Origin of the sequence: Gillisia marina, from assembly GCF_000258765.1 — a bacterium.
GTDB lineage: Bacteria > Bacteroidota > Bacteroidia > Flavobacteriales > Flavobacteriaceae > Gillisia > Gillisia marina.
The window spans coordinates 31,099-52,653 of the sequence record NZ_AJLT01000021.1 but is presented as its reverse complement, the minus strand read 5'-3'; the positions used below and the strand labels follow the sequence as shown (position 1 = coordinate 52,653).

Sequence of the window (21,555 nt, the reverse complement as noted above, 5' to 3'; positions counted from 1 at the left end):
TTCAGGATTTTTTTTTATTTTCAAGACTTATTTGTCACCTCGAGCGGATTCGAGAGGTCATTTTATGCAAATAAGGACAAACCTACACTGTCACCCTGCGGCTTCGATAGGCCCTCCTGAGCTTGCCGAAGGGCTTACATTTTTGTCTTTTGTCACCCTGAGCCTGTCGAAAGGTACTCGAGAACTACAATCGGGCTTCGACAAGCTCAGCCTGACACAACGTTTTCAACGTTATTTTCTCAATGTCATCCTGAGCCTGTCGAAGGGTGCTTATTTATTATTAATTTTAAGTATGAAATTCTATACAGTCTATATTCTAGAATGTAGTGACAACACCTTTTATGTTGGAATAACTTCCAACTTGGATTTAAGATTAGAACAACATAAGAATGGAAATAATACGTCTTCGTACACCAATAAAAGAAGACCTTTAATTTTAAAATGGTTTCAGAATTTCACAAACCCAGCAGAAGCAATTAAATTTGAAAAGCAACTTAAAGGTTGGAGCAGAGCTAAAAAGATCGCACTGATAGAAGAGGATTGGGGGCGATTAATTCTATATTCCAAGAATCACACAGATTTCGGAAAACCTGATACAAATTCGATTTAAAATTACTCTTTGATGGGCTCTTCAGAGACTTCGACAGGCTCAGCCTGACAATTGGTTTTTTTTTAATGCTACTCTTAATTCACTGTGTCACTCTGAGCTTGTCAAAGAGTGCTTTGGAATACAAAAGAGACTTCGACAGGCTCAGTCTGACAGTTGGTTTTTTAACGTTACTCTTAGTTCACTGTGTCACTCTGAGCTTGTCGAAGAGTGCTTCGAAGTAAGAATTTAGATTCTTACTCCATCGTATCTAAAATCAAATCGATGTCTGCTTCTGTAGTATCCGGATTAATAAAACAAAATCTTGAAATGGTTTCTTCCTCCCCGTTTGTTTTCCATTTTGTAGGTGTTACCAAAGCAATACCTTCCCTATGGTTTCTGTACGTCCAATCTCTATATTGATCTGGAGTCCAACCTCTTCTTCTATACAAGACCACCGAAAGACTTGCAGGTCTTACCAATTCTAAATAATCTCTTTTTTCAATCTTTTCTGCAGCAATTTTGGCAAGTTCAATTCCGCGTTCTATAGAATCTCTGTATTTCTCGGTGCCGTGCATCGCTAAAGAAAACCACAAAGGCATTCCTCGTAACCTTCTGGTTAACTGAATCTGGTAATCTGCTGGATTAAATCCGTGTGCTCCTTCATCTTTAAAAATCTCCAGATAAGAACCTTTTTGAGAATGCGCATTTTTAGCCAATTCCAAATCTTTATAAATCACTGCTCCACAATCGTAGGGTGAAAAAAGCCATTTATGAGGGTCTATCGTAATACTATCTGCTTTTTCAATTCCGTTGAACAAATGTCGTACCGACGGCGCAGCCAAAGCTCCACCTCCATAAGCGCAATCTACATGAAACCAAACTTGCTGTTTTTCACAAACCTCAGCAATGGTATCCAATTCATCTATAATTCCCGCATTGGTTGTTCCACCAGTTGCAACTACTGCAAATAATCTTTTACGATCTTCTTGATTCAAATTCTCAATAGCAGAATGTAATTCAATACCGGTAAGGTTCTCTCCTTCACAGACGATCATTTCTAGGTCTGCATCCATCACTTTTGCCATTGCCTGAATAGAACTATGCGCTCCATTTGAAGTCAATAAAAGCCCTTTTACAGTCTTATTATTTTCATCTCTATTTCGCCATTCCTCACGTGCTGCAACAAGTGCCGATAAATTCGCTGCTGTACCTCCACTGGTAAAAACACCAAATGCATCTTTAGGCAATCCTGTTAAGGACACTAACCATTTCATCGCCTCATTTTCACAAAAAATCCCTCCTGCTCCTTCCATCCAATAAGCGCCATGAATACTAGAAGCCGATGTCACCAAATCGAACATAATTGCTGCTCTGGTAGGCGCTGCGGGTACAAAAGCCAAATGCCTCGGGTGATCTATGGGAACGGTTGCTTTGACCAGCACATCTTTAAAAAGTTTAAAGGCATTCTCTCCCCCAATCCCTTTAGGAGTAATGGTTTCTCCAACCATTTCGAATAATTCTTCTTCTTTTTTAGGCGCTCCAAGTTCTGGAGTGATATTAGAAATACGGTCTATAGTATATTTCATGACATCTAGCGTCATTTCCACCAGTTCCATATCTATGGTGTGCATTTTATTTTTCTCCAAGAGTAAGGATTTTAAATTTTAATTCTAAGGGATCTAAATTTTCGATTAACTGCGGAATCAGGGATTGTCCAAATTCTAAATACATTTCAGAAAAATTGGTTTGGCGTTCTTGTAAACTCTTATTCGGAAATAATTCATTTTGAAGCCTTGCAATTCTGGAAACCTCATCTTTCAATTTTCGTTTTTGAGCCTTTAACAATCTGTTCTCCAAATGATCTAGACCTTTCAGTTGTTTTACTTCCTGAGCTTTTACTGCTCCTAGAAAAGTAGCATCGGTTTGCTCGGCTAAATCGTACATTTCTTGAAATTGCTTAACCAAATGTTCTTTTTGAGTTGAAAAATCAATATCGATATTGGATATTTTTCTCACTTTTCTATTAATGAGTTCGTGTTGCTTCAAAAATAATTCAGACTGAGAAATGTCTAATTTTCTACGCTTTTCGTTTTGCTTGCTTGTTTCTATCAAGGCAGAATTCCGAAGTAAAAGTATTGGAAATGGAACCTCTAATTTATCAAACATATCCTTCAGCTCAAACCAATAAGCGAGTTCTCCTCCTCCACCTATATAGCAGAGATTTGGCAAGATTACTTCTTGATATAATGGCCTTAGCATCACATTAGGACTAAACCGTTTAGGAAACTCCTGAACTTCTTTCCGCATTTCAGCTTTACTCCATTTAATTTCGGTTTCATTTACATAAAAATCACCTTCCCTTTCAATAATTCTTTCTCGCAGGCCATTGTGTAAATAAAATAAATTGATCTCCCTAGGGTTTACTTGCACCCCATAACCTAAATCCTCCAGTTTTTGAGCTGTTAGGGTAGTTGAAGCATAAGACACTTTTTCAAATAGCTCTTTTTTGAGATAGGGAATAAATTCTGTCTTTAGCTCCTTATTATGAGCATCGAGGATTACAAGTCCATATTCATTAAAAAGTTGATGAGCCAGATACCGGGTAGCGTCGGTTAAATTGGAATGCTCCAAATATGCCGATTTAAAGAGACCTTTAAGATCTTCAGCATTCTTCCCTCCTCCTAGTTCTGCTGAAAAAAGATTAAAAACTTCATCCAGACCTTCGGTATGTAATTCTCCAACCGCAGTAGCTCCCGCTACTTTTTCAAGGCTATTCCATTTGAATTTCTTACCGTTTAGATTGAAAAAATTGATCTCTTCAAAATCATGGTCTTCTGTAGCCATCCAATAAATTGGCACAAAACTATTTTTAGGATATTGCTTTTTTAATGCCGAAGCCAAATTAATGGTAGAAACAATTTTATATAAAAAGTAAAGCGGACCGGTAAAAAGATTTAATTGATGCCCTGTAGTAACCGTAAATGTATTTTCATCTAATAAAGCCTCAATATTAGCCGAAACCTCTTCTCCATGTTCAAGTTTTGCATATTGTTGCTCTAAAACCTTCACCAATACCTTGCGTCTCTCTTCAGAAAAAAGCTTTTTTTATCCTGCAATTGGGCCTCAAAATTTTCTATGCTTGGGAATCTATGATAGAATGGTTTAAGTTCCTCTTTTTGGTCCAGATAATCTGAAATAAGCTTGGAGTAATAATTGGTTTCCCGGTAGGAAAGACAGTCTGAAGGCATAAATAAATTTTAAATATCAAAGATATCGAAGATAAGCATTTTATGCCCTAATTTTTAGTTAATTCCGCGCTGTATGCTATCTTTACTACGCAAATTTCAACAATATCCCATATAAATGAAAAAAACAATCTTATTCCTCCTATTCAATTGTTTAATAACAGCTTCAATCTTCTCACAAAACCTTCAATCTCCAGAGCAATTTTTAGGCTATGAAATCGGTACTCAATTTACGCGGCATGCAGATGTGGTAAATTATTTCAAGCACGTTGCTGAAAATTCTACTTCAGTTGAATATACTACCTACGGAAAAACGAATGAAAATAGACCGCTTACGTATGCAGTAATTTCTTCAGAAGAAAACTTGAAAAATATTGAAGAGATTCGAGCGAATCATTTAAGCAATACGGGCGTTCTTTCCTCTAACTCATCTAAAAAAGCTGATAAAGCAATTGTATGGTTAAGTTATAACGTGCACGGTAATGAAGCCTCCAGTACCGAAGCTGCGATGCAAACAGTGTATGATTTGGTTACCAACAATAAGGAATGGCTGAAGAATACTGTGGTTATTTTGGATCCCTGCATTAATCCCGATGGAAGAGATCGATATGCCAACTGGTACAATCAAGTGAAAGCTACTCCTTACAATGCGTCGCCTTTAGCGGCAGAACATCATGAACCTTGGCCGGGAGGAAGACCAAATCACTATCTTTTCGATCTAAACAGAGATTGGGCTTGGGCTACACAGGTGGAAACCAAAAACCGACTTAAAATATACAATACGTGGTTGCCACATATTCATGTAGATTTTCATGAGCAAGGCATCAACGATCCTTATTATTTCGCACCTGCGGCAGAACCTTTTCATGAGATCATCACTCCATTTCAGCGAGATTTTCAAAGCGAAATAGGTAAAAATCATGCTAAATATTTCGATGAAAATGGCTGGTTATATTTTACAAAAGAACGTTTCGATTTATTATACCCTAGCTATGGCGATACGTACCCAACCTATATGGGCGCTATTGGAATGACCTACGAACAAGCGGGAAATGGCCAAGCTGGTCTTGGAATTCAAACCACCGAAGGTTATGAATTAACTCTTGTAGATCGCGTAGCGCATCATCTCACCACAGGATTATCTACGGTTGAAATTGCATCACAAAATGTTGAAAAATTGAATGCGGAATTCAATAAATTCTATAATAACGATCAGTTATCCTATAAAAGTTATGCTTTAAATGGGAGTCCAGATAAAATTGCAGCTCTAAAAAATCTAATGGATCTGCATGAAATAAAATATGGTTCTACCAATTCCGGAAAAATAAAAGGTTTCAATTATACCGCAAATAAACAGGCAGATTTTACTGCTAATGAAAACACCTTGCTCATTAATACCAATCAGCCTAAGGGAAAAATGGTAAAGGTTTTATTCGAGCCAAATGCAAAATTAAGCGATTCTTTGACTTACGATATTACTGCTTGGAGTTTGCCTTATGCTTATGGATTAGAAGCCGTAGCCAGTAACAAACTATTAAATAGTTCTCAAATTGCTTCAGCCAATTCTGTTGTAAATACATCAACTAATGCAAGTGGATATATCTCTAAATGGGATAGTATGGAAGACGCCCGTTTTCTATCGGCTTTATTAAAAGAAGGCATTAAAGTTCGCTTTAGTACTTTGGAATTTGAAAATGGAGATCAGAAATTTAATCCCGGTAGCCTAGTTATTACTAAAAGTGATAATAGAACTTTTAAAGATTTCAACACTAAACTAATTGAAATCGCCAACAACCATGGCCGCCAACTTACCGCAGCAAATTCAGGTTTTTCCAAAAGCGGACCCGATTTCGGTTCTTCAGAAATAAAAATTATTAATCAACCAAGAGTTGGGGTACTGCGAGGAGACGGTGTGTCCTCTTTAAATTTTGGGGAGATTTGGCACTTTTTTGAAAAAGATTTGCACTATCCAATCACGCCAATTGATACCGATTATTTTAAGAATATAGACTTCTCGTTAATTGATATATTAGTAATTCCATCTGGAAGATATAGCAGTTTATTAGACAAAAAAGCCTTAGAAAAACTTAAATCTTGGATTCAGGGAGGTGGAAAAGTAATCGCTATAGGAAATGCAGTAGGTAATTTTGCAGGAGAAGCCGGGTTCAATTTAAAAGAGAATAAACCTGAAACTGAAAAAGACACAACAGCGACAGTAAACCTTATTCCTTACAGCAGCCGAGAACGAGAAAATATAAAAGAATTAATTACCGGGAGCATTGTAAAAACTAGCCTAGATAAAACACATCCAATGGCATTTGGATATGGGGACACCTATTTCAGTTTAAAATTAAGTAGCGATAGTTACAGTTATTTATCTAAAGGCTATAATGTGGCCTATTTAAAGGATTCTCCGGAAGTAGTATCTGGATTCGCGGGAAGCGAGGCAGCAAAAAATATGAAAAATTCAATGATTTTCGGGGAAGAACGCATTGGACAAGGAAGTATTATTTATATGGTGGATAATCCATTATTTAGAGCTTTCTGGGAAAACGGAAAATTGTTTTTTGTGAATTCATTGTTCTTTGTGAACAACGATACATATAGATTGAAGATTTAACTCGACATATTTTTTTTTCGTCATGCTGAACTCAGTTCAGCATCCCTATAAAAGTAGAGAACCTAAACCTCCTGATGGATCGGAACAGGGTTACGAGATGGTTAGATCTCCCGTTCAAAGAAAAACGGGTTATTAAAAATTTAAAAAACACTTAGAAATAAAACACATGAGAAATACTTTTTCAGCATTATTACTCCTTTTCTTAGCGATTCCAATTTCAATAATAGCTCAAGAAAAAGGCAGCAAAATCAATGTAGATTTTGAGACTTTTACCTTGAAAAATGGATTAAGAGTGATCCTACATGAGGACAAGTCGGATCCTGTTGTTGCGGTAGCACTTACCAGCCATGTTGGTTCTGCACGAGAAATTGAAGGCAGGACAGGTTTTGCGCATCTTTTTGAGCATTTATTGTTTTTGGAGTCTGAAAATCTTGGAAAAGGCGGCTTAGATAAAATGAGTGCCCGCATTGGTGGTTCCGGCGCTAATGGTTCTACGAGTAGAGATAGAACCAACTATTTCCAGACCGTTCCTAGTGACGCTTTAGAAAAAATGATTTGGGCAGAAGCCGATAAATTAGGATATTTCATCAATACGGTGACAGAGCCCGTGTTAGCTAAGGAGAAGCAAGTTGTAAAGAATGAAAAAAGACAAGGAGTTGATAACAGACCTTACGGGCATACGTTTGCAGTAATAGATCAGAATTTATATCCGAGCGATCATCCTTACCATTGGCAGGTGATTGGTTCTTTGGAAGACCTTCAAAATGCCACGTTACAAGATGTAAAAGATTTTTACAACAAATGGTATGTTCCAAATAATGTAACCTTGACTATCGCAGGAAATTTTGATAAGGAACAAGCTAAAGAATGGGTTCATAAATATTTCGATGAGATTCCTGCAGGAACAGATATCGCCAGACAAGCAAAAAGACCGGCTAATCTAAAAGAAACCAAAAACCTTTATTATGAGGATAATTTTGCGAACCTTCCCGAGTTAACCCTAACCTGGCCATCACAATATTCGTATCACGAAGATTCTTATGCCTTGGAAATCCTGGCTAAATATTTGGCAGATGGCAAAAATGCGCCGCTTTATAAGAAGTTGGTTGTAGAAAAAGAGTTTACAGATAGAGTTAGAATGTTCGATTATACTTCAGAATTGGCCGGACAATTAATGCTTCAGGTACGAGCCTATGATGGGAAAGATCTAGATGAAGTTCACAAAGCTATTAATGAAACTTTTAAAGAGTTCGAAAAGAATGGAATTTCAGAAAAAGATTTAAAAAGAATTAAAGCCGGGCAGGAAACAGATTTTTATAATAGTATTTCCAGCGTTTTAGGTAAAGGATTTCAACTGGCACAATATCAGATCTTCGCAAACGACCCAAATGAGATCAATAAAAATGTAGAGAAAATTTTGAATGTTTCTGCGAAAGATGTGATGCGAGTATATACTAAATACATTAAAGGAAAGCCATATGTTGCAACTAGTTTTGTTCCGAAAGGGCAAAAAGAACTCGCTTTAGAAAATTCAATATTAGCAAGAGTTACTGAAGAAAAAATCGTGGAAGGCGCCGAAGAAGAATTTGATTTCACAACAAGCGTTTCCTACGAAAAAACTCCTAGTAGTTTTGATAGAAGCAGCGAACCACCTTATTGGGGAAATCCGGAGATCGTAGTTCCTGAAATATGGAAATTCAATTTGCCTTCCGGTTTAAGTGTTTCCGGAATTACATCAAGAGAAGTGCCAATTATTCAGTTTAGTCTGGAAATGGAAGGCGGCTTACTTTTAGAAAACATAAATAAAACAGGCATTTCAAATTTATTAGCAACCTTACTTACAAAAGGTACTGCAAAGAAAACTCCGCAAGAGCTAGAAGAAGCTATAGAACTTTTAGGTTCTACGATCTACGTAAATGCTGAAGATGAAAAAATAGTTCTTTCCGGGAGTAGTTTGACTCGTAATTTTGCTAAAACCATGAAATTGGTAGAGGAAATTCTACTAGAACCTAGATGGGATGAAGCTGAATTTAAATTGGCAAAACAGCAAGTTCTTAGTCAGTTGCAACAACAGCAGGCAAATCCAAACAGTATAGCGGCTTTAGAATTCAACAAACTGATTTATGGTGAAAATCATATTCTATCCAAGAACATTCTAGGAACACCGGAAACCGTAGAAGCAATTTCATTACAAGATCTTAAAGACTATTATAAAAACAAGCTTTCTCCTATGAGAGCGAAATTTATGGCCGTGGGAGATCTGGATCAAGAAATGGCAAAAGAATCCTTAAAAGCGATCTCCGCAAATTGGAAACCTGTGTCTGTAAAGATACCGAGTTTCCCTACGCCTACTGAACCAGAAAAATCTACGGTATATTTTTACGATGTACCTGGCGCAAAGCAATCTGTTGTTAAAATTGGTGCCCCAGCTTTAAAAGCAACAGACGAGGATTTTTATAAAGCAGAAGTAACGAATTATCGCCTCGGTGGCGGAAGTTTTGCATCGCAACTTACACAGCAGCTAAGAGAAGGAAAAGGTTATACCTACGGAATTAGATCCCGTTTTGATGGCAGTAATACTGTAGGATCTTTCGAGATCTCAAGCGGAGTACGATCCAACATCACTTATGAAGCTGTAGCCTTGATCAAGGATATTTTAATCAACTATTCTGAAAGTTTAGAACCTGAAGATCTTGAGGTCACTAAGAGCTTCATGATTAAAAGTAATGCGAGAAAATTCGAAACTTTGGGAGCAAAACTAAACATGCTAAGTGATATCGCAAACTTCGATTACGAAGACGATTTTATTAAACAACAGGAAGTTATTGTAAATGATTTGAGTTTAATAGAATTGAAAGCATTGGCTGCAGAATATGTGAATCCTTTTAAAATGTACTATCTCATAGTTGGAGATGCCGCTACACAATTAGAAAAATTAGAGCAACTTGAATTTGGGAAACCAATTCTTTTAAATGAAAAATAATCGAAATTCTTTTTTGAATGCAACTGTCGGGATTTTAAAACTTCCTTCAGTTGCATTTTTTTTTGTTTAAAAGTGTACGAAAGCAGAAGCGGTTTATTAAGGCACATTTGCTACCAGATTTGAAGACTTTTAAAGATAATAATGACGGTTCCTTGAAAGAGGCCGATTTTAAAAAGATTACAAATTACTACGGGTTTGGTGTTCCCGTAATCCTTGGCTATGGATTTAGTACTTTAAGAGGAGCTCTTTTGAATATAAAAGAAAGATCCTGCATCACTTATTTAGGCGGAATCTCCGGACTTTTAGACGATCTTTTTGACGAACCTCACAAAGAGGTACAGCATCTAGAAAGTTTTATAAGTACTCCAGAAAATCTAATTCCTAGTAACAGTTACGAAGGCCTGTTGAAACATTGCTATAGCAAAGGTTTGAGTTATTCAGAAAACCCACAAGCTTTAAAACAACAAGCGAAAGAAGTTTTTAGGACAGAAGCAGACAGCAAACTTCAGCATAACACCACGTTATCTGAAAAAGAAATTAGAAAACTCACTTTTTTAAAAGGAGGACATTCTTTTTTATTTTACAGACTGTGTTTAAATAACACTTTAGAAGATACTGAAAGAAAAATGATCTATCATCTAGGTGGATTAATGCAATTGGGAAACGATATTTTTGATGTTTGGGAAGATGTGCAGCAGGGAATAGAAACCCTTGCGACCAAAACTTCTTCAATACATCTACTGCGAAATTCTTTTACTTCAGAATTAGATAAAACAATAGAATTATTACGAGAATGTAAGTATCCAAGAAAACAACAAAAAACCTTTACAAGAATTGTTCTTTTTGGGCTTTCTCGAGTGTATGTATGTCTAGATCAATTTGAAAAATTACAAGCCTCAGAAACTTCAATTTTTCAACCCTCAAAATATCCCAGAAAGCAATTAATATGCGATATGGAACTTAGTAAAAATAAAAAAGCAGCCCTAAACTATTATTTAAAGCTGCATTCTCAATATTTGTAATTTCTATCTAGCCGTAATTTTCTTTTTCTAGATATTATATTTAATTGCTACATTAAAGTTTTTCGTCACCCTTTTCCGATAAGTATCGGAATTGTTTCAGGGACTACTCCCGATTTATTGAGATGCTGAAACAAATTGGGCGTAACTATTCAGAAAAATTCTGCAAAAACTTATGTTATACGGATATTTTAATTAATTTTATACGTATAAATATTTTATCATGGATACAAAACTGACTTTAAAGCTTAATCAAGAAATAATTGAAAGAGCGAAAGTATATGCATCAGACAAAAAAAATGAGTTTGTCCCGAATTGTAGAATCTTATCTTCAATCTTTAACAATGGACAAGAAAGATTCAGATTTTTCGATTTCTCCATTTGTTAGAAGCTTGGCAACCGGAATAAAAATCCCAACTGATTTGGATTATAAAAAAGAATATTCTGATCAATTATTAGAAAAATATAAATGAGAAAAAGATTATTTCTAGATACGAACGTGATTCTTGATTTACTCGGTGAAAGAGATCCATTTTATGACTCAATTGCAAAATTAGCAACATTAGCTGATAAAGAAATTATAACGATCGTGGTGTCACCTATATCATTTGCAACTCTAAACTATTTCCTTTCAAAATTTGAATCAGCCCAAATTGCACAGGAAAAACTCAGAAAATTTAAAATCATATGTGAGATTTGTAAATTGGATGAACATATAATTGAAAAGGGATTAAATTCTTCCTTTTCAGATTTCGAAGATGGACTTCAATATTTTAGCGCGGTAGATTCTGAATGCGAGATTATAATAACCAGAAATGGAAAAGATTTTAAAAAGTCTTTATTGCCAGTAATGACTGCCGAGGAATATTTGCAGAGTACCAAAACAAAATAACTCCGCCAAACATCGGTTACCAGCAAATAGCGGGTATGGTGGTGAAAAGTGTTATTTTAGACACCAAGTAAAAAACAACTAAGCCGACAAGGACGCGTCCCTACTCTACGCCACTTGCATTAAACAAGACCGTTCAGCATGATGAGATGATCAATCTTCCGCTTGTCCGAAAAAATTATCTAAACCTTTATTTACTAGGCTTAGATGGACCTTTCTTTTTTCTGTGCTTCAATACTTCTGCTTCAAGATAAAATATAATCTCTTCACCTATATTCGTAATAAGATCTCCAACTCTTTCAATCTTCTTTATTACTGAAAAAAGCAATAAATATTGATCTATCAATTTTGGATCTTTTTGAACTTCTTCAGATATAACACCAAAAGAATTCAAGTTTATTTTATTCAAGATTTTATCTTTCTTAAATACTTTTCTGGCCTTTTTGGTGTTTCCAGATTTATAAGCATCCCGAATATCATCTAGCATAGATAAGGCTGCTTTGTACATTTCCTCGAAATCCAACTTTTCCAATACTTCCTTGTTAACCGGAGTATCTACTTCTACTATATAACTAGAAATTCCATAAGCATGGTCACCAATACGCTCCAAATCAAAATTGATTTTACGCAAAGCCAGCACAAACCTAAGATCTCCCGCTACAGGATTATGCAAAGCTATAAAACGCTCACATTCCCTATCTAACTTCAAATCCATTCCATTTACACGATTTTCTGTATGCAAAACTTCTTCTGCCAGATCGCTATCGTGATTGAGAAATGCGTCTTTAGATTTTATGAATTGTTTTCTCACAAGTTGGAACATTTCCAAACCTGACTGATTCAAAATTTCTCTGTGATCTTCTAAATTCAACATAATGTTTAAGTTTTATCCGAAACGACCTGTAATGTAATTTTCGGTTTGTTCTTTTTCAGGGTTGGTAAAAATCTTGTTGGTTTTATCATATTCTATTAGTTCTCCTAAATAGAAAAATGCCGTATTATCACTAATCCTACTTGCTTGTTGCATATTATGCGTAACAATTACGATGGTATACTTATCTTTTAACTTATAAATAAGTTCTTCAATTTTAGCGGTAGAGATAGGATCCAAAGCCGAAGTAGGCTCATCCATTAAAATAATAGATGGTTCTACTGCCAATGTTCTGGCGATGCATAAACGTTGTTGCTGTCCCCCGGAAAGCGCCAAAGCCGATTTGTTAAGATCGTTCTTAACCTCATCCCAAAGTGCCACTTGTTTTAAAGAACTCTCCACTCGTTCTTCCAAAAATGCCTTATCCTTTAAGCCTTGAATTTTCAATCCGTAAGCTACATTTTCAAATATAGATTTTGGAAACGGGTTAGGTTTTTGAAACACCATCCCCACTTGCTTTCTAAGCAATTCAACATTTATATCTTTCGCGTTTATGTTGCTCCCATCAATATTGATTTCTCCACCCATCTTAAATCCATCTACATAATCGTTCATTCTATTGAACAATCTTAAAAACGTAGATTTCCCACAACCAGAAGGACCAATAAACGCAGTAACCTTATTAGGTTTAATATCCATGCTAATCCCTTTAATCGCCATGAAATCACCGTACCACACTTTTACATCTTTCGCCTGTAACTTATACTTGCGTTTAATGCTACTTTCTATCACGCTTTCCTTTTTATCTTTACTCATAGTATAACACTTCTGTTATTTAAATTTTTTCTGCCATTTATTTCTGAAATAAACTGCAATCCCGTTCATTACAAAAGTAATCAACAATAAAATAATTATAGCTGCGGCCGCATTTTCCACAAATCCGTGTTGCGGTCGTGTAATCCAGTTAAATATTTGAATTGGTAATACCGAAAACTCATCCATTACAGAGGATGGTGCAAATGGTACATATGCCAAAGCTCCAATTACAATTAAGGGTGCTGTCTCTCCTACCGCTCTGGACAATGCTAGAATAATCCCTGTTAAGATCCCTCCAAAGGAAGCAGGTAATAATTGATGATAAACCGTTTGCCATTTAGATGCTCCCATTGCAAAAGATGCATCTCTAATAGATTTAGGCACTGCTTTTAATGCTTCACGTGTGGAGACTATAACTATAGGTAATATTAACAATGCTAAAGTAAAACTCCCTGCTAGTACACTAGCACCCATCTCCATAATCCTTACAAAAACTTCCAATCCTAATAATCCATAAATAATAGATGGTACTCCGGCAAGGTTCGAAATATTCACTTCTAAGATAGTAGCCAATTTATTCTTTTTAGAATATTCTTCTAAATAAATAGCCGCTGCAATACCAACGGGCAATGCAATTATCGTAGTAAGTAATAAAACCCAAATACTTCCCATTAGGGCAGTATATATTCCTGCTTTTTCAGGTTTTCTCGATGGAAGATTCATCACAAATTCCCAATCTATTCTCATAATTCCATCTACGAGAATATTTCCTATAAAGACTGCAAGCAGTACAAGACCTAACAACGTACAGAAAATTCCCCATATTTTGAAAGCCTGATCTTTCAGCCTGTTCTTTCTAATATTATTCATATTTCTCCTGGAATTTTTTTCTAATTCTATAACTAATTGTATTCAGTAGAAAAGTGAATATAAACAACGTGATCCCGGCAGCAAAAATAGTTTTGTACTCCAAAGAATCATGTTGCACATCTCCCAAACTCACCTGAACGATATATGCTGTAATTGTTTCTACAGGAACCGTAGGATCAAAAGTTAATCTTGGCTGCTGTCCTGCCGCAATAGCAACAATCATGGTTTCTCCTATGGCTCTTGAAATTGCTAAAATTATAGAAACTATAATCCCGGATGATGCAGCCGGTACCATTACCTTAAATGAATTTTGTAATCTTGTAGAACCCATCCCATAAGCGGCTTCTCTTAATGAGTTTGGTACCGCATGAAGCGCATCTTCACTCAAGGAGGAGATATAAGGAATAATCATGATTCCCATAACCAATCCCGCAGATAACGAGTTAAAACTGGACATTCCAGGAATGAAGGATTGCAAAAATGGAGTTACCACCATTAAAGCAAAGAATCCGTAAACTACAGTAGGAACTGCAGCCAGCAATTCTAAAAGGGGCTTAATGGTCCTTCTAAAACTTTTTGGCGCATATTCACTAAGATAGATACTTATGGATAAACCTACCGGTACTGCAAATGCAATTGCAATAAACGAAGTTAATAGGGTTCCGGAAAGCAATGGTAGAATTCCAAAATGTTTATCGGTAAATAACGGAGTCCATTCCGGATCTGTAAGAAAGTCTATTATCGAAACCTCACTGAAAAAATTTACGGCCTCTATAGAGAGTACCAAAACAATTCCAACGGTTACGGCAATAGTAATGAGGGCACTCAATAAAAGTCCCCTTTCAATTACTAATTCCTTAATTTTTCGCATTTATAAAATTAAAATTAGGGTAAAAGGCTAAAATAAACCGAAAACCCACCCATACAATGGGCAGGTGATTTCAGTCCTTATTATAATGATACTTTTTCAAATTCAGAATTCATTCAATATCTAACTATTGATTTTCTTTCACAAACTTATTGAATTTTTCTTTTTGAGCTGCATACTCTTCTTCTGTCATTGCAATATATCCAACATCTTTAGCTAGTGCACCAGCTTCATCTAAGTAAAATCTCACGAAATCTATAACTTGTTTATCTTTTAAAGATGAACTATTTACATAAATATACAACGGTCTAGACAATGGAGCATATGTTCCATTTTTCACAGTTTCAGTTGAAGGTCTTACAGGACCATTTCCTCCATCTACAGATGCTAAGGCTAATTTGTCGGCATTAGCTTCATAGTACGCTATTCCAAAAAACCCTAATCCGTATTTATCTCCGGAAACCCCTTGAACTAACACGTTATCATCTTCACTGGCGGTAAAGTCACCTCTACTAGATCCGCTTTCTCCAACGATAGCTTCGGTGAAATAATCGAAAGTTCCAGAAGCAACCCCAGGTCCGAATAAATGAATTTCTTCATCTGGCCAAGCCGGGTTTATCTGATTCCATTTCATAATTTTCCCTTGTGCCGCCGGCTCCCAAATCTTTTTCAATTCTTCTACTGTAAAAGAAGTCGCCCAGTCGTTTTCCGGATTAATTACCACTGCAAGTCCATCATAAGCGACTTCCAATTCTACATAAGTAATGTTGTTCTCTCTTGCAATTGCAGCTTCAGCTTCTTTGATTGGTCTAGAGGCATCAGAAATATTAATTTCTCCTCTTCCAAATTTTTTGAAACCTCCACCAGTTCCGGAAACACCAATAGTAACATCTACTCTAGGTTGCTCTGCTCTAAATTCTTCAGCAACAGCTTCTGTAATAGGATACACGGTACTAGAACCGTCTATGGATATTGTTCCAGATCCTTCGTTATCTTTATCCTGACCTTTATTATTTCCGCAAGAAATAACTGCGAAAGATAAAATTGCAATTAATAATACTTTTTTCATGGTTTAGTTATTTAAAAATGAATGTCTATTTGTAATCTATATGCCAAGCTATTGTCTAAGTTGTTCTCGTAATCGTTCCAACTAACATCTGTTTGTACTTTTAATTTATGACCAACAATATATTTTGAAAGCCCTAAGGTATATTGATTCTCTACACCTTGACCGGTGATAGATTCATCCAAGGAAACCTGCGTGTATCTACCAACTACTTCATAGTTGTTCTTGAACACATAACCCGCTTGCATATTAAACCCATCACCCACTTCTACTACTCTACCTGTTGGAGTTCCATCAGAATTTACAGCTACAGCATTATCGGCAGTTCTTTTTGCATATTCAGCCATTGCAGAGAATCCTTGGTATTTAAAAATTCCATCTACAAAGAATGTATTTATATCTGTTTCAAAAAAACCGGTATCTGTTGTCATGTAACTTCCTCCATTAGAACGAGTTTTCACAGCATTGCTATTATGATCGTAACTTACACCAACACCTAATTTTGGCGTTTGCTCTCTTTTTAAATCTGCTCCTGTGTAATCATCGAAATCTCCAAATGGAAGAACCTCTATCCTACCGGTATATTGGTAACCACCAAGGTTTCCAGATGTTACATTTCTACCTTCCCCTTGAGAAAATGCAAATGCTTCCTTAACGATTACGTTATTCCCTAGGTTAAAATGGTGATGTAATTGCATTCCCATATCACGATCTACATTGAATTTGCTATTTACAAGAGAACGGTCTACAGTTTGCATATTTGCAGAAGAGATTACTCGCTCCCTGTTCCCCGGAAGTTTAGTTTGTCCTGCCCATAAAACAAAATTTTCGTAAAAATTCCATTTAAGTACCGCATCTAAGATGTATCTAGGAGCATTATTTGTAAATGCTGAAGCTCCACCAATATCTCTGTTAGAAAGTCCTAATTCGATTTTATATTCTAATTTTGGAGAGTATGCAAATCCTTCAAATTTTAATCTAGATCTTCTAATCAAAAAATTCCCTTCCCCATTTTCCAAATTATCATTGTTAGGAAAATCCCAAGAACCAGTGTATAAAGACTGAAAACGAGCTGCAAACTTTAAGCTATATGAGCTATCTTTTGCTACAATGTTTACTAAACCTTTACCAAATTTGTTATTGGTAATATCTTGCGCTTGTGTAAAATAAGATGTTACCATTCCGAAGAGAAGTAACATAGTCCATTTTAATTTCATAACCTTTTGTTTGTTTTTGTCGGTGCAAATGTGCGATTCCAATGTTAAGTTAATGTTACTTGGAAGTTATGCTTAAGTCAAAATTAATGATTTAAAATAAAAGCCGCCCATTGGACGGCTTTTTCATAAATCGATGTCGACAAAAACTAAAGATTTTATGAAATCATCTTAATCTCTTAAGATGAGTCAAATATGCAGTTTATTTAAAATTCTTAGGTAATTTTAATGTTATGATATCTTTAAAACTAGCATAGTCACCTATGAAGTCACTAGTCAAATATTTTAGAAAAGGGTCGGCTACTTTGCTTATGCTGTTGCTACTTTATTTTTTGGCAGCCTTTATTGGTTCTTTAGTTCGTATTAATAAAGATGAGGGTATTAGTGAAGAGGAATATAAAATTTTTCTAATGTCAAATGGAATTCATACCGATATTGTACTACCCACGAAAACCGATATTATAGATTGGAGCGAAATAGTGAAACCTGAACACACGGTATCAAAAAAGAATACTAATTATATAAGTTTCGGGTGGGGCGATCTGGAATTTTACAAAAACACCCCGGAATGGAAAGATCTCAGCTTTTATTCAGCCATTAATGCATTATTTTTGAAATCTCCGGCGGCTTTGCATGTTACTTTTATTGAGGACATCTCACAGAAAGAAAATGTTATTTCGCTAAAAGTAAGCAGAGAGCAGTATCGAGATTTAGTAAACTATATTCAGACTAGTTTTGAATACGATACAATGGGAAATACGCAGCCCATCCCAAATTTGCATTATAATAATTCTGATGTTTTTTATAGGTCTAAAGGATCCTTAAATCTATTTAACACCTGCAATACTTGGGTGAATAATGCCTTGAAAACATCAGGATTAAAAGCCTGCCTCTGGACACCCTTTGCAGATGGAATTTTATTTCACTACCGTTAAAGAATATTTTTCACTTTTAATTCTTTTCTTACAGGCTTTGCAACATTAGCATTTACGGGAGTACCGTAAAGATCGAAATCTGCTGCTTCGTGAATTTTCACATCATAGAATTCACCTGTTTTCAGATAGATCTCTGTAGCATCAATCAAAACCTCATTATCTACATCTGGAGAGTCAAATTCTGTTCTACCAATAAAATAATTCCCGTCTTTTCTATCGATGATTACCTTAAAAGTTTGACCAATTTTCTGCTGATTCAATTCCCAAGAGATTTGAGATTGAATTTCCATGATTTCATTAGCTCGCTGTTGCTTCACTTCCTGCGGAACATCATCAACCAAATTGAAAGCATGCGTATTTTCCTCATGAGAATAAGTGAAGCATCCTAAACGCTCAAAACGCATTTTAATCACCCAATTCTTCAATGTTTGATAATCTTCTTCAGTTTCTCCGGGATACCCAACAATTAAAGTGGTTCTTATGGTCATATCCGGAACAGCCTTTCTAAACTCCTGAAGTAATTTTGTAGTTTTCACTTCTGTAGTTCCTCTTCGCATAGATTTCAAAATTGAATCTGAAATATGCTGAAGCGGAATATCTAAATAATTACAGATCTTAGGCTCTCTATTCATAACGTCCAATACATCCATCGGGAAGCCTGTTGGAAATGCATAATGCAGCCTGATCCATTCTATTCCTTCCACCTGTACAAGATTTTCTAACAGTTCTGCAAGGTTTCTTTTCTTATAAAGGTCAAGACCATAATAGGTAAGATCTTGAGCAATCAATATTAATTCTTTTACGCCATTTGCAGCCAAACCTTTTGCTTCCTTAACCAATTGTTCTATTGGAGTAGATCTATGCTTTCCACGCATCAATGGGATTGCACAAAAGGAACAAGGACGGTCACAACCTTCAGCAATTTTTAAATAGGCGTAATTTTTTGGAGTTGTAGTTAATCGATCTCCTAAAAGTTCGTGTTTATAATCTGCTTCTAAAGCAGCTAATAATTCAGGTAATTCTGTAGTTCCAAAATATTGATCTACATCCGGAATTTCTTTCTGAAGATCTGGCTTATATCTTTCACTCAAACAACCTGTTACAAACACCTTATCTACTTCTCCTTCTTGCTTCTTTCCAACATATTCCAGAATAGTATTAACAGACTCTTCCTTGGCATTATCTATAAATCCACACGTGTTAATTACAACAATATTCCCTTCTTCTTCGTGAACAACATCCTTATCGTTTGCCTTCAACTGCCCCATTAACACCTCACTGTCGTAAACATTCTTACTACAACCAAGTGTTACTACATTAATTTTGTTCTTTCTTCTGGACTTTGTTCTCATAACCTAATACCTTTTTGGATTTCCGAATATTACAAAATAGTGATAGCCGAAAACGGCTGCAAAGATACAACCTAAAAATTGATTAAAAGAAGATTAAAGGTTTTCTATAAAATCTAGAGCTTTAAGTGAAGCTCGCTTGATATGTAGGGATTATTGTAAGGAGGAAACCACGCTTCAAAATTATAACCAAACCAGAGATTTAAAAAATCTCAATGAGGTCTTAGCTAAAATATTCATGCAAAGCGATTACCCACCTTACTTCATAAAATCTAATCACGCTTATTACAAGTACTCCGACGATCACATAGATCCATGAGAATTGTTCCTTTTTCATTAATAGTCCGCCTACAATTGCAAATACGAGAAATGGTAAAGCCAAAATTAGATTTGGGAGCGCCCATGCATCTTCAAAAAGTATTGCAATCAGCTTCATTACCACATAGAATACACTGTAAAAAACAATGATCTTACTAATAATTGCTTTGAAATTGGTTTTAGGCATTCTAATTCTTATAATTTGAAGGTGAAACTCTTTTACCTGAAGCTTTTTCATAAGCTAAAGCCCAGCTAAAAAGTGCTGCTTCCTGATAAGGTCTAGCTATAAAGGTTAAACCTTTTGGAGCATTATTATCAGCATATCCCATAGGAACCGTGAGTGCCGGATATTTAGCAACCGCAGCATATCCTGCATGATAGTTATTTATAGAGAGAATCCCATCTAAATTATAGGTAGTCATCGGCTCCTCGAAGAAGCGTTTCCCATTGGTAGTTAAAGTATCTTTAATCGCTGCAAATTCTTCGGGAGTAGCAGAGTCGGCTACAATTCCATCAAATAATTTCTGTCCATAAGGTGAACGCATCAAAGAATCGGTGTTATTATAAGAAACTACATCTTTCACGTTCTTAAAGGATAAATCCTTATTTGCATACCTTTTGAAATACACAGGAAGATCTCTTTTCATCTCTATATTAAGGAAACGCGTAAAACTTGGAAGGTCTAGATCCTCTCCTACAAATTCTACAATTTCAGCTCCAGCAGACTTAAGATCATTTAGTGCAGCAACGTATAAGCTATCTTCCATCAAAGATTTTAGTGCACCAAAACGTTTTCCTTTTAAAGATACTTCAGCTAAAGTTTCATAATAATTAGAAGTGTTGTTTTTATTCGCTACCGAGGCAGGATCTTGTGAATCTCTCCCAGACATAGCTGAAAACAAGATCGCATTATCTCTTACATTTTTAGTGATTGGTCCCGGAGTATCCAAATAACTGGAAATTGGAACAATCCCTCCTCTACTTAAAACTCCAATAGTTGGCTTTAATCCTACCAAAGAATTCTGACTAGCAGGAGACAGGATAGAACCTGCAGTCTCAGATCCTACAGCAGCTGCAGCAAAATTTGCAGCGATAGAAACCGCGCTTCCTGAACTGGAACCACCTGTATCTAAAATTCTTCTTCCATATGGGTTAAGCGTTTGACCTCCAACTGCAGAATATCCACTTGGGCAATCTCCACAAAAGAAATAAGCCCATTCGCTCAAGTTTGCTTTTCCTAAAATAAGAGCCCCGTTATCTTTTAGACGCTTTACTATAAAAGCATCTTCTGTTGTATTATTGGCTAAGGCAATAGCACCCGCCGTAGTAGGCATGTTTGCAGTATTTATATTATCTTTTAGAAGCACGGGGATTCCAAAGATTGGATGCTTCATCATTTTATTTTTAAGTCCTTGATCTTTCATTTTTGCTTCTTCCAAAACATGAGGGTTTAAGGAAATAACAGAATTTAAACTCAAATCATTATCTCTATCGTATTTCTGAATACGCTTCAGGTAAAATAACACCATTTCCTCGTAACTGAAATTTCCTAAACGAATAGCTTTTTGTAAGCTAGGAATATCTTGATCTAAGATAAGTGGTAGTAATTGCTCATATCTGTTTTCAGAAAAAGCTTCTAATTCCTTATTGAATGGTGCCCAAATAGAATCTGATTCGATATATTTTGAATCCAAGACTTTAAACTCTCTGAAATCAGCCACTTTTGTAGTATCCTGAACCGCAAGATCCATTTTTTGTGTTTTCGATTCTTCTTTACAACCTATGAGCACAAATAAAGAAAGGGAGAATAAAAGCTGTTTCATAAACAATGAGATTAAATTGATTTTTTATTCAATAAATATTTGAAATTTAGGATGTATTTAATTTGGAATTAAAATTGACT

18 protein-coding genes and 1 pseudogene are annotated in these 21,555 nt (G+C 35.7%); 8 read left to right on the top strand and 11 right to left on the bottom strand.

Annotated features, from left to right (window positions below):
* Positions 1 to 292: 292 nt before the first annotated feature.
* Positions 293 to 610 carry a GIY-YIG nuclease family protein gene (locus ON07_RS06745; protein WP_029331618.1) on the top strand — a complete coding sequence of 106 codons (318 nt, stop codon included), beginning with the start codon at positions 293 to 295 and terminating at the stop codon, positions 608 to 610.
* Positions 611 to 843: 233 nt separating this feature from the next.
* On the opposite strand, the gene ON07_RS06740 is transcribed toward ON07_RS06745, so the two are convergent.
* A complete protein-coding gene (locus ON07_RS06740; protein ID WP_029331616.1) occupies positions 844 to 2,220 on the bottom strand; it encodes a pyridoxal phosphate-dependent decarboxylase family protein in 1,377 nt (458 codons plus the stop codon).
* A gap of 1 nt (position 2,221) precedes the next feature.
* Positions 2,222 to 3,837: pseudogene (gene bshC / locus ON07_RS14770) on the bottom strand (bacillithiol biosynthesis cysteine-adding enzyme BshC).
* A 115-nt stretch (positions 3,838 to 3,952) separates the two neighbouring features.
* On the opposite strand from bshC, the gene ON07_RS06730 reads away from it, so the two are divergent.
* The 6 genes from ON07_RS06730 (at position 3,953) to ON07_RS06710 (ending at position 11,348) form a co-directional block, all read left to right on the top strand.
* A complete protein-coding gene (locus tag ON07_RS06730) occupies positions 3,953 to 6,454 on the top strand; it encodes a M14 family metallopeptidase (protein ID WP_010229333.1) in 2,502 nt (833 codons plus the stop codon).
* A 166-nt stretch (positions 6,455 to 6,620) separates the two neighbouring features.
* The gene (locus ON07_RS06725; RefSeq protein ID WP_010229332.1) at positions 6,621 to 9,437 is read left to right on the top strand and encodes a M16 family metallopeptidase; all 2,817 of its coding nucleotides are present in this window, start codon (positions 6,621 to 6,623) and stop codon (positions 9,435 to 9,437) included.
* A 119-nt stretch (positions 9,438 to 9,556) separates the two neighbouring features.
* The gene (locus tag ON07_RS06720; protein ID WP_162097760.1) at positions 9,557 to 10,459 is read left to right on the top strand and encodes a hypothetical protein; all 903 of its coding nucleotides are present in this window, start codon (positions 9,557 to 9,559) and stop codon (positions 10,457 to 10,459) included.
* A gap of 220 nt (positions 10,460 to 10,679) precedes the next feature.
* Positions 10,680 to 10,844 (top strand): DUF6364 family protein, encoded by a 165-nt coding sequence (locus ON07_RS17915; RefSeq protein ID WP_394330129.1) that lies wholly within the window; start codon positions 10,680 to 10,682, stop codon positions 10,842 to 10,844.
* Entirely contained in the window at positions 10,771 to 10,929 is a 159-nt protein-coding gene (locus ON07_RS06715; protein WP_394330130.1) for a DUF6364 family protein, read from the top strand. The genes ON07_RS17915 and ON07_RS06715 overlap by 74 nt, the downstream gene beginning before the upstream one ends.
* The gene (locus ON07_RS06710) at positions 10,926 to 11,348 is read left to right on the top strand and encodes a type II toxin-antitoxin system VapC family toxin (protein ID WP_010229327.1); all 423 of its coding nucleotides are present in this window, start codon (positions 10,926 to 10,928) and stop codon (positions 11,346 to 11,348) included. Before ON07_RS06715 ends, ON07_RS06710 begins: the two co-directional genes overlap by 4 nt.
* A 187-nt stretch (positions 11,349 to 11,535) precedes the next feature.
* Here the strand turns inward: ON07_RS06710 and phoU are convergent, their stop codons facing one another.
* The 6 genes from phoU to ON07_RS06680 form a co-directional block, all read right to left on the bottom strand.
* Entirely contained in the window at positions 11,536 to 12,219 is a 684-nt protein-coding gene (phoU, locus tag ON07_RS06705; protein ID WP_010229324.1) for a phosphate signaling complex protein PhoU, read from the bottom strand.
* 12 nt (positions 12,220 to 12,231) lie between these two features.
* Positions 12,232 to 13,032 carry a phosphate ABC transporter ATP-binding protein PstB gene (gene pstB, locus ON07_RS06700; RefSeq protein ID WP_010229322.1) on the bottom strand — a complete coding sequence of 267 codons (801 nt, stop codon included), beginning with the start codon at positions 13,030 to 13,032 and terminating at the stop codon, positions 12,232 to 12,234.
* Between the two features lie 15 nt (positions 13,033 to 13,047).
* Positions 13,048 to 13,902 carry a phosphate ABC transporter permease PstA gene (gene pstA, locus ON07_RS06695; protein WP_010229319.1) on the bottom strand — a complete coding sequence of 285 codons (855 nt, stop codon included), beginning with the start codon at positions 13,900 to 13,902 and terminating at the stop codon, positions 13,048 to 13,050.
* Entirely contained in the window at positions 13,895 to 14,773 is an 879-nt protein-coding gene (gene pstC, locus ON07_RS06690) for a phosphate ABC transporter permease subunit PstC (protein WP_010229316.1), read from the bottom strand. The genes pstA and pstC overlap by 8 nt, the downstream gene beginning before the upstream one ends.
* Before the next feature lie 124 nt (positions 14,774 to 14,897).
* On the bottom strand, positions 14,898 to 15,839 hold the full coding sequence (locus ON07_RS06685; RefSeq protein ID WP_010229314.1) for a PstS family phosphate ABC transporter substrate-binding protein: 942 nt from the start codon (positions 15,837 to 15,839) through the stop codon (positions 14,898 to 14,900).
* An 11-nt stretch (positions 15,840 to 15,850) separates the two neighbouring features.
* A complete protein-coding gene (locus ON07_RS06680; protein WP_029331610.1) occupies positions 15,851 to 17,053 on the bottom strand; it encodes a porin in 1,203 nt (400 codons plus the stop codon).
* Positions 17,054 to 17,313: 260 nt separating this feature from the next.
* On the opposite strand from ON07_RS06680, the gene ON07_RS06675 reads away from it, so the two are divergent.
* Positions 17,314 to 17,985, top strand: a complete 672-nt coding sequence (locus tag ON07_RS06675; RefSeq protein WP_010229311.1) for a TIGR02117 family protein — start codon at positions 17,314 to 17,316, stop codon at positions 17,983 to 17,985.
* Here the strand turns inward: ON07_RS06675 and rimO are convergent.
* The 3 genes from rimO to ON07_RS06660 form a co-directional block, all read right to left on the bottom strand.
* The gene (gene rimO / locus ON07_RS06670; protein ID WP_010229309.1) at positions 17,982 to 19,337 is read right to left on the bottom strand and encodes a 30S ribosomal protein S12 methylthiotransferase RimO; all 1,356 of its coding nucleotides are present in this window, start codon (positions 19,335 to 19,337) and stop codon (positions 17,982 to 17,984) included. The genes ON07_RS06675 and rimO overlap by 4 nt on opposite strands.
* Before the next feature lie 220 nt (positions 19,338 to 19,557).
* Positions 19,558 to 19,839, bottom strand: a complete 282-nt coding sequence (locus ON07_RS06665; protein WP_155807161.1) for a hypothetical protein — start codon at positions 19,837 to 19,839, stop codon at positions 19,558 to 19,560.
* Between the two features lies 1 nt (position 19,840).
* The gene (locus ON07_RS06660; RefSeq protein WP_010229306.1) at positions 19,841 to 21,475 is read right to left on the bottom strand and encodes an amidase family protein; all 1,635 of its coding nucleotides are present in this window, start codon (positions 21,473 to 21,475) and stop codon (positions 19,841 to 19,843) included.
* Between the last annotated feature and the right edge of the window lie 80 nt (positions 21,476 to 21,555).

Bases quoted from the DNA above. Each gene is read 5' to 3' on its own strand.
- rimO (WP_010229309.1), bottom strand. From the start codon at position 19,337: ATGAGAACAAAGTCCAGAAGAAAGAACAAAATTAATGTAGTAACACTT.
- ON07_RS06725 (WP_010229332.1), top strand. From the start codon at position 6,621: ATGAGAAATACTTTTTCAGCATTATTACTCCTTTTCTTAGCGATTCCA.
- phoU (WP_010229324.1), bottom strand. From the start codon at position 12,219: ATGTTGAATTTAGAAGATCACAGAGAAATTTTGAATCAGTCAGGTTTG.
- ON07_RS06665 (WP_155807161.1), bottom strand. From the start codon at position 19,839: ATGCCTAAAACCAATTTCAAAGCAATTATTAGTAAGATCATTGTTTTT.
- pstA (WP_010229319.1), bottom strand. From the start codon at position 13,902: ATGAATAATATTAGAAAGAACAGGCTGAAAGATCAGGCTTTCAAAATA.
- ON07_RS06685 (WP_010229314.1), bottom strand. From the start codon at position 15,839: ATGAAAAAAGTATTATTAATTGCAATTTTATCTTTCGCAGTTATTTCT.
- ON07_RS06660 (WP_010229306.1), bottom strand. From the start codon at position 21,475: ATGAAACAGCTTTTATTCTCCCTTTCTTTATTTGTGCTCATAGGTTGT.
- pstB (WP_010229322.1), bottom strand. From the start codon at position 13,032: ATGAGTAAAGATAAAAAGGAAAGCGTGATAGAAAGTAGCATTAAACGC.
- ON07_RS06675 (WP_010229311.1), top strand. From the start codon at position 17,314: ATGAAGTCACTAGTCAAATATTTTAGAAAAGGGTCGGCTACTTTGCTT.
- ON07_RS06680 (WP_029331610.1), bottom strand. From the start codon at position 17,053: ATGAAATTAAAATGGACTATGTTACTTCTCTTCGGAATGGTAACATCT.
- ON07_RS06730 (WP_010229333.1), top strand. From the start codon at position 3,953: ATGAAAAAAACAATCTTATTCCTCCTATTCAATTGTTTAATAACAGCT.
- ON07_RS06745 (WP_029331618.1), top strand. From the start codon at position 293: ATGAAATTCTATACAGTCTATATTCTAGAATGTAGTGACAACACCTTT.
- ON07_RS06710 (WP_010229327.1), top strand. From the start codon at position 10,926: ATGAGAAAAAGATTATTTCTAGATACGAACGTGATTCTTGATTTACTC.
- ON07_RS17915 (WP_394330129.1), top strand. From the start codon at position 10,680: ATGGATACAAAACTGACTTTAAAGCTTAATCAAGAAATAATTGAAAGA.
- pstC (WP_010229316.1), bottom strand. From the start codon at position 14,773: ATGCGAAAAATTAAGGAATTAGTAATTGAAAGGGGACTTTTATTGAGT.
- ON07_RS06740 (WP_029331616.1), bottom strand. From the start codon at position 2,220: ATGCACACCATAGATATGGAACTGGTGGAAATGACGCTAGATGTCATG.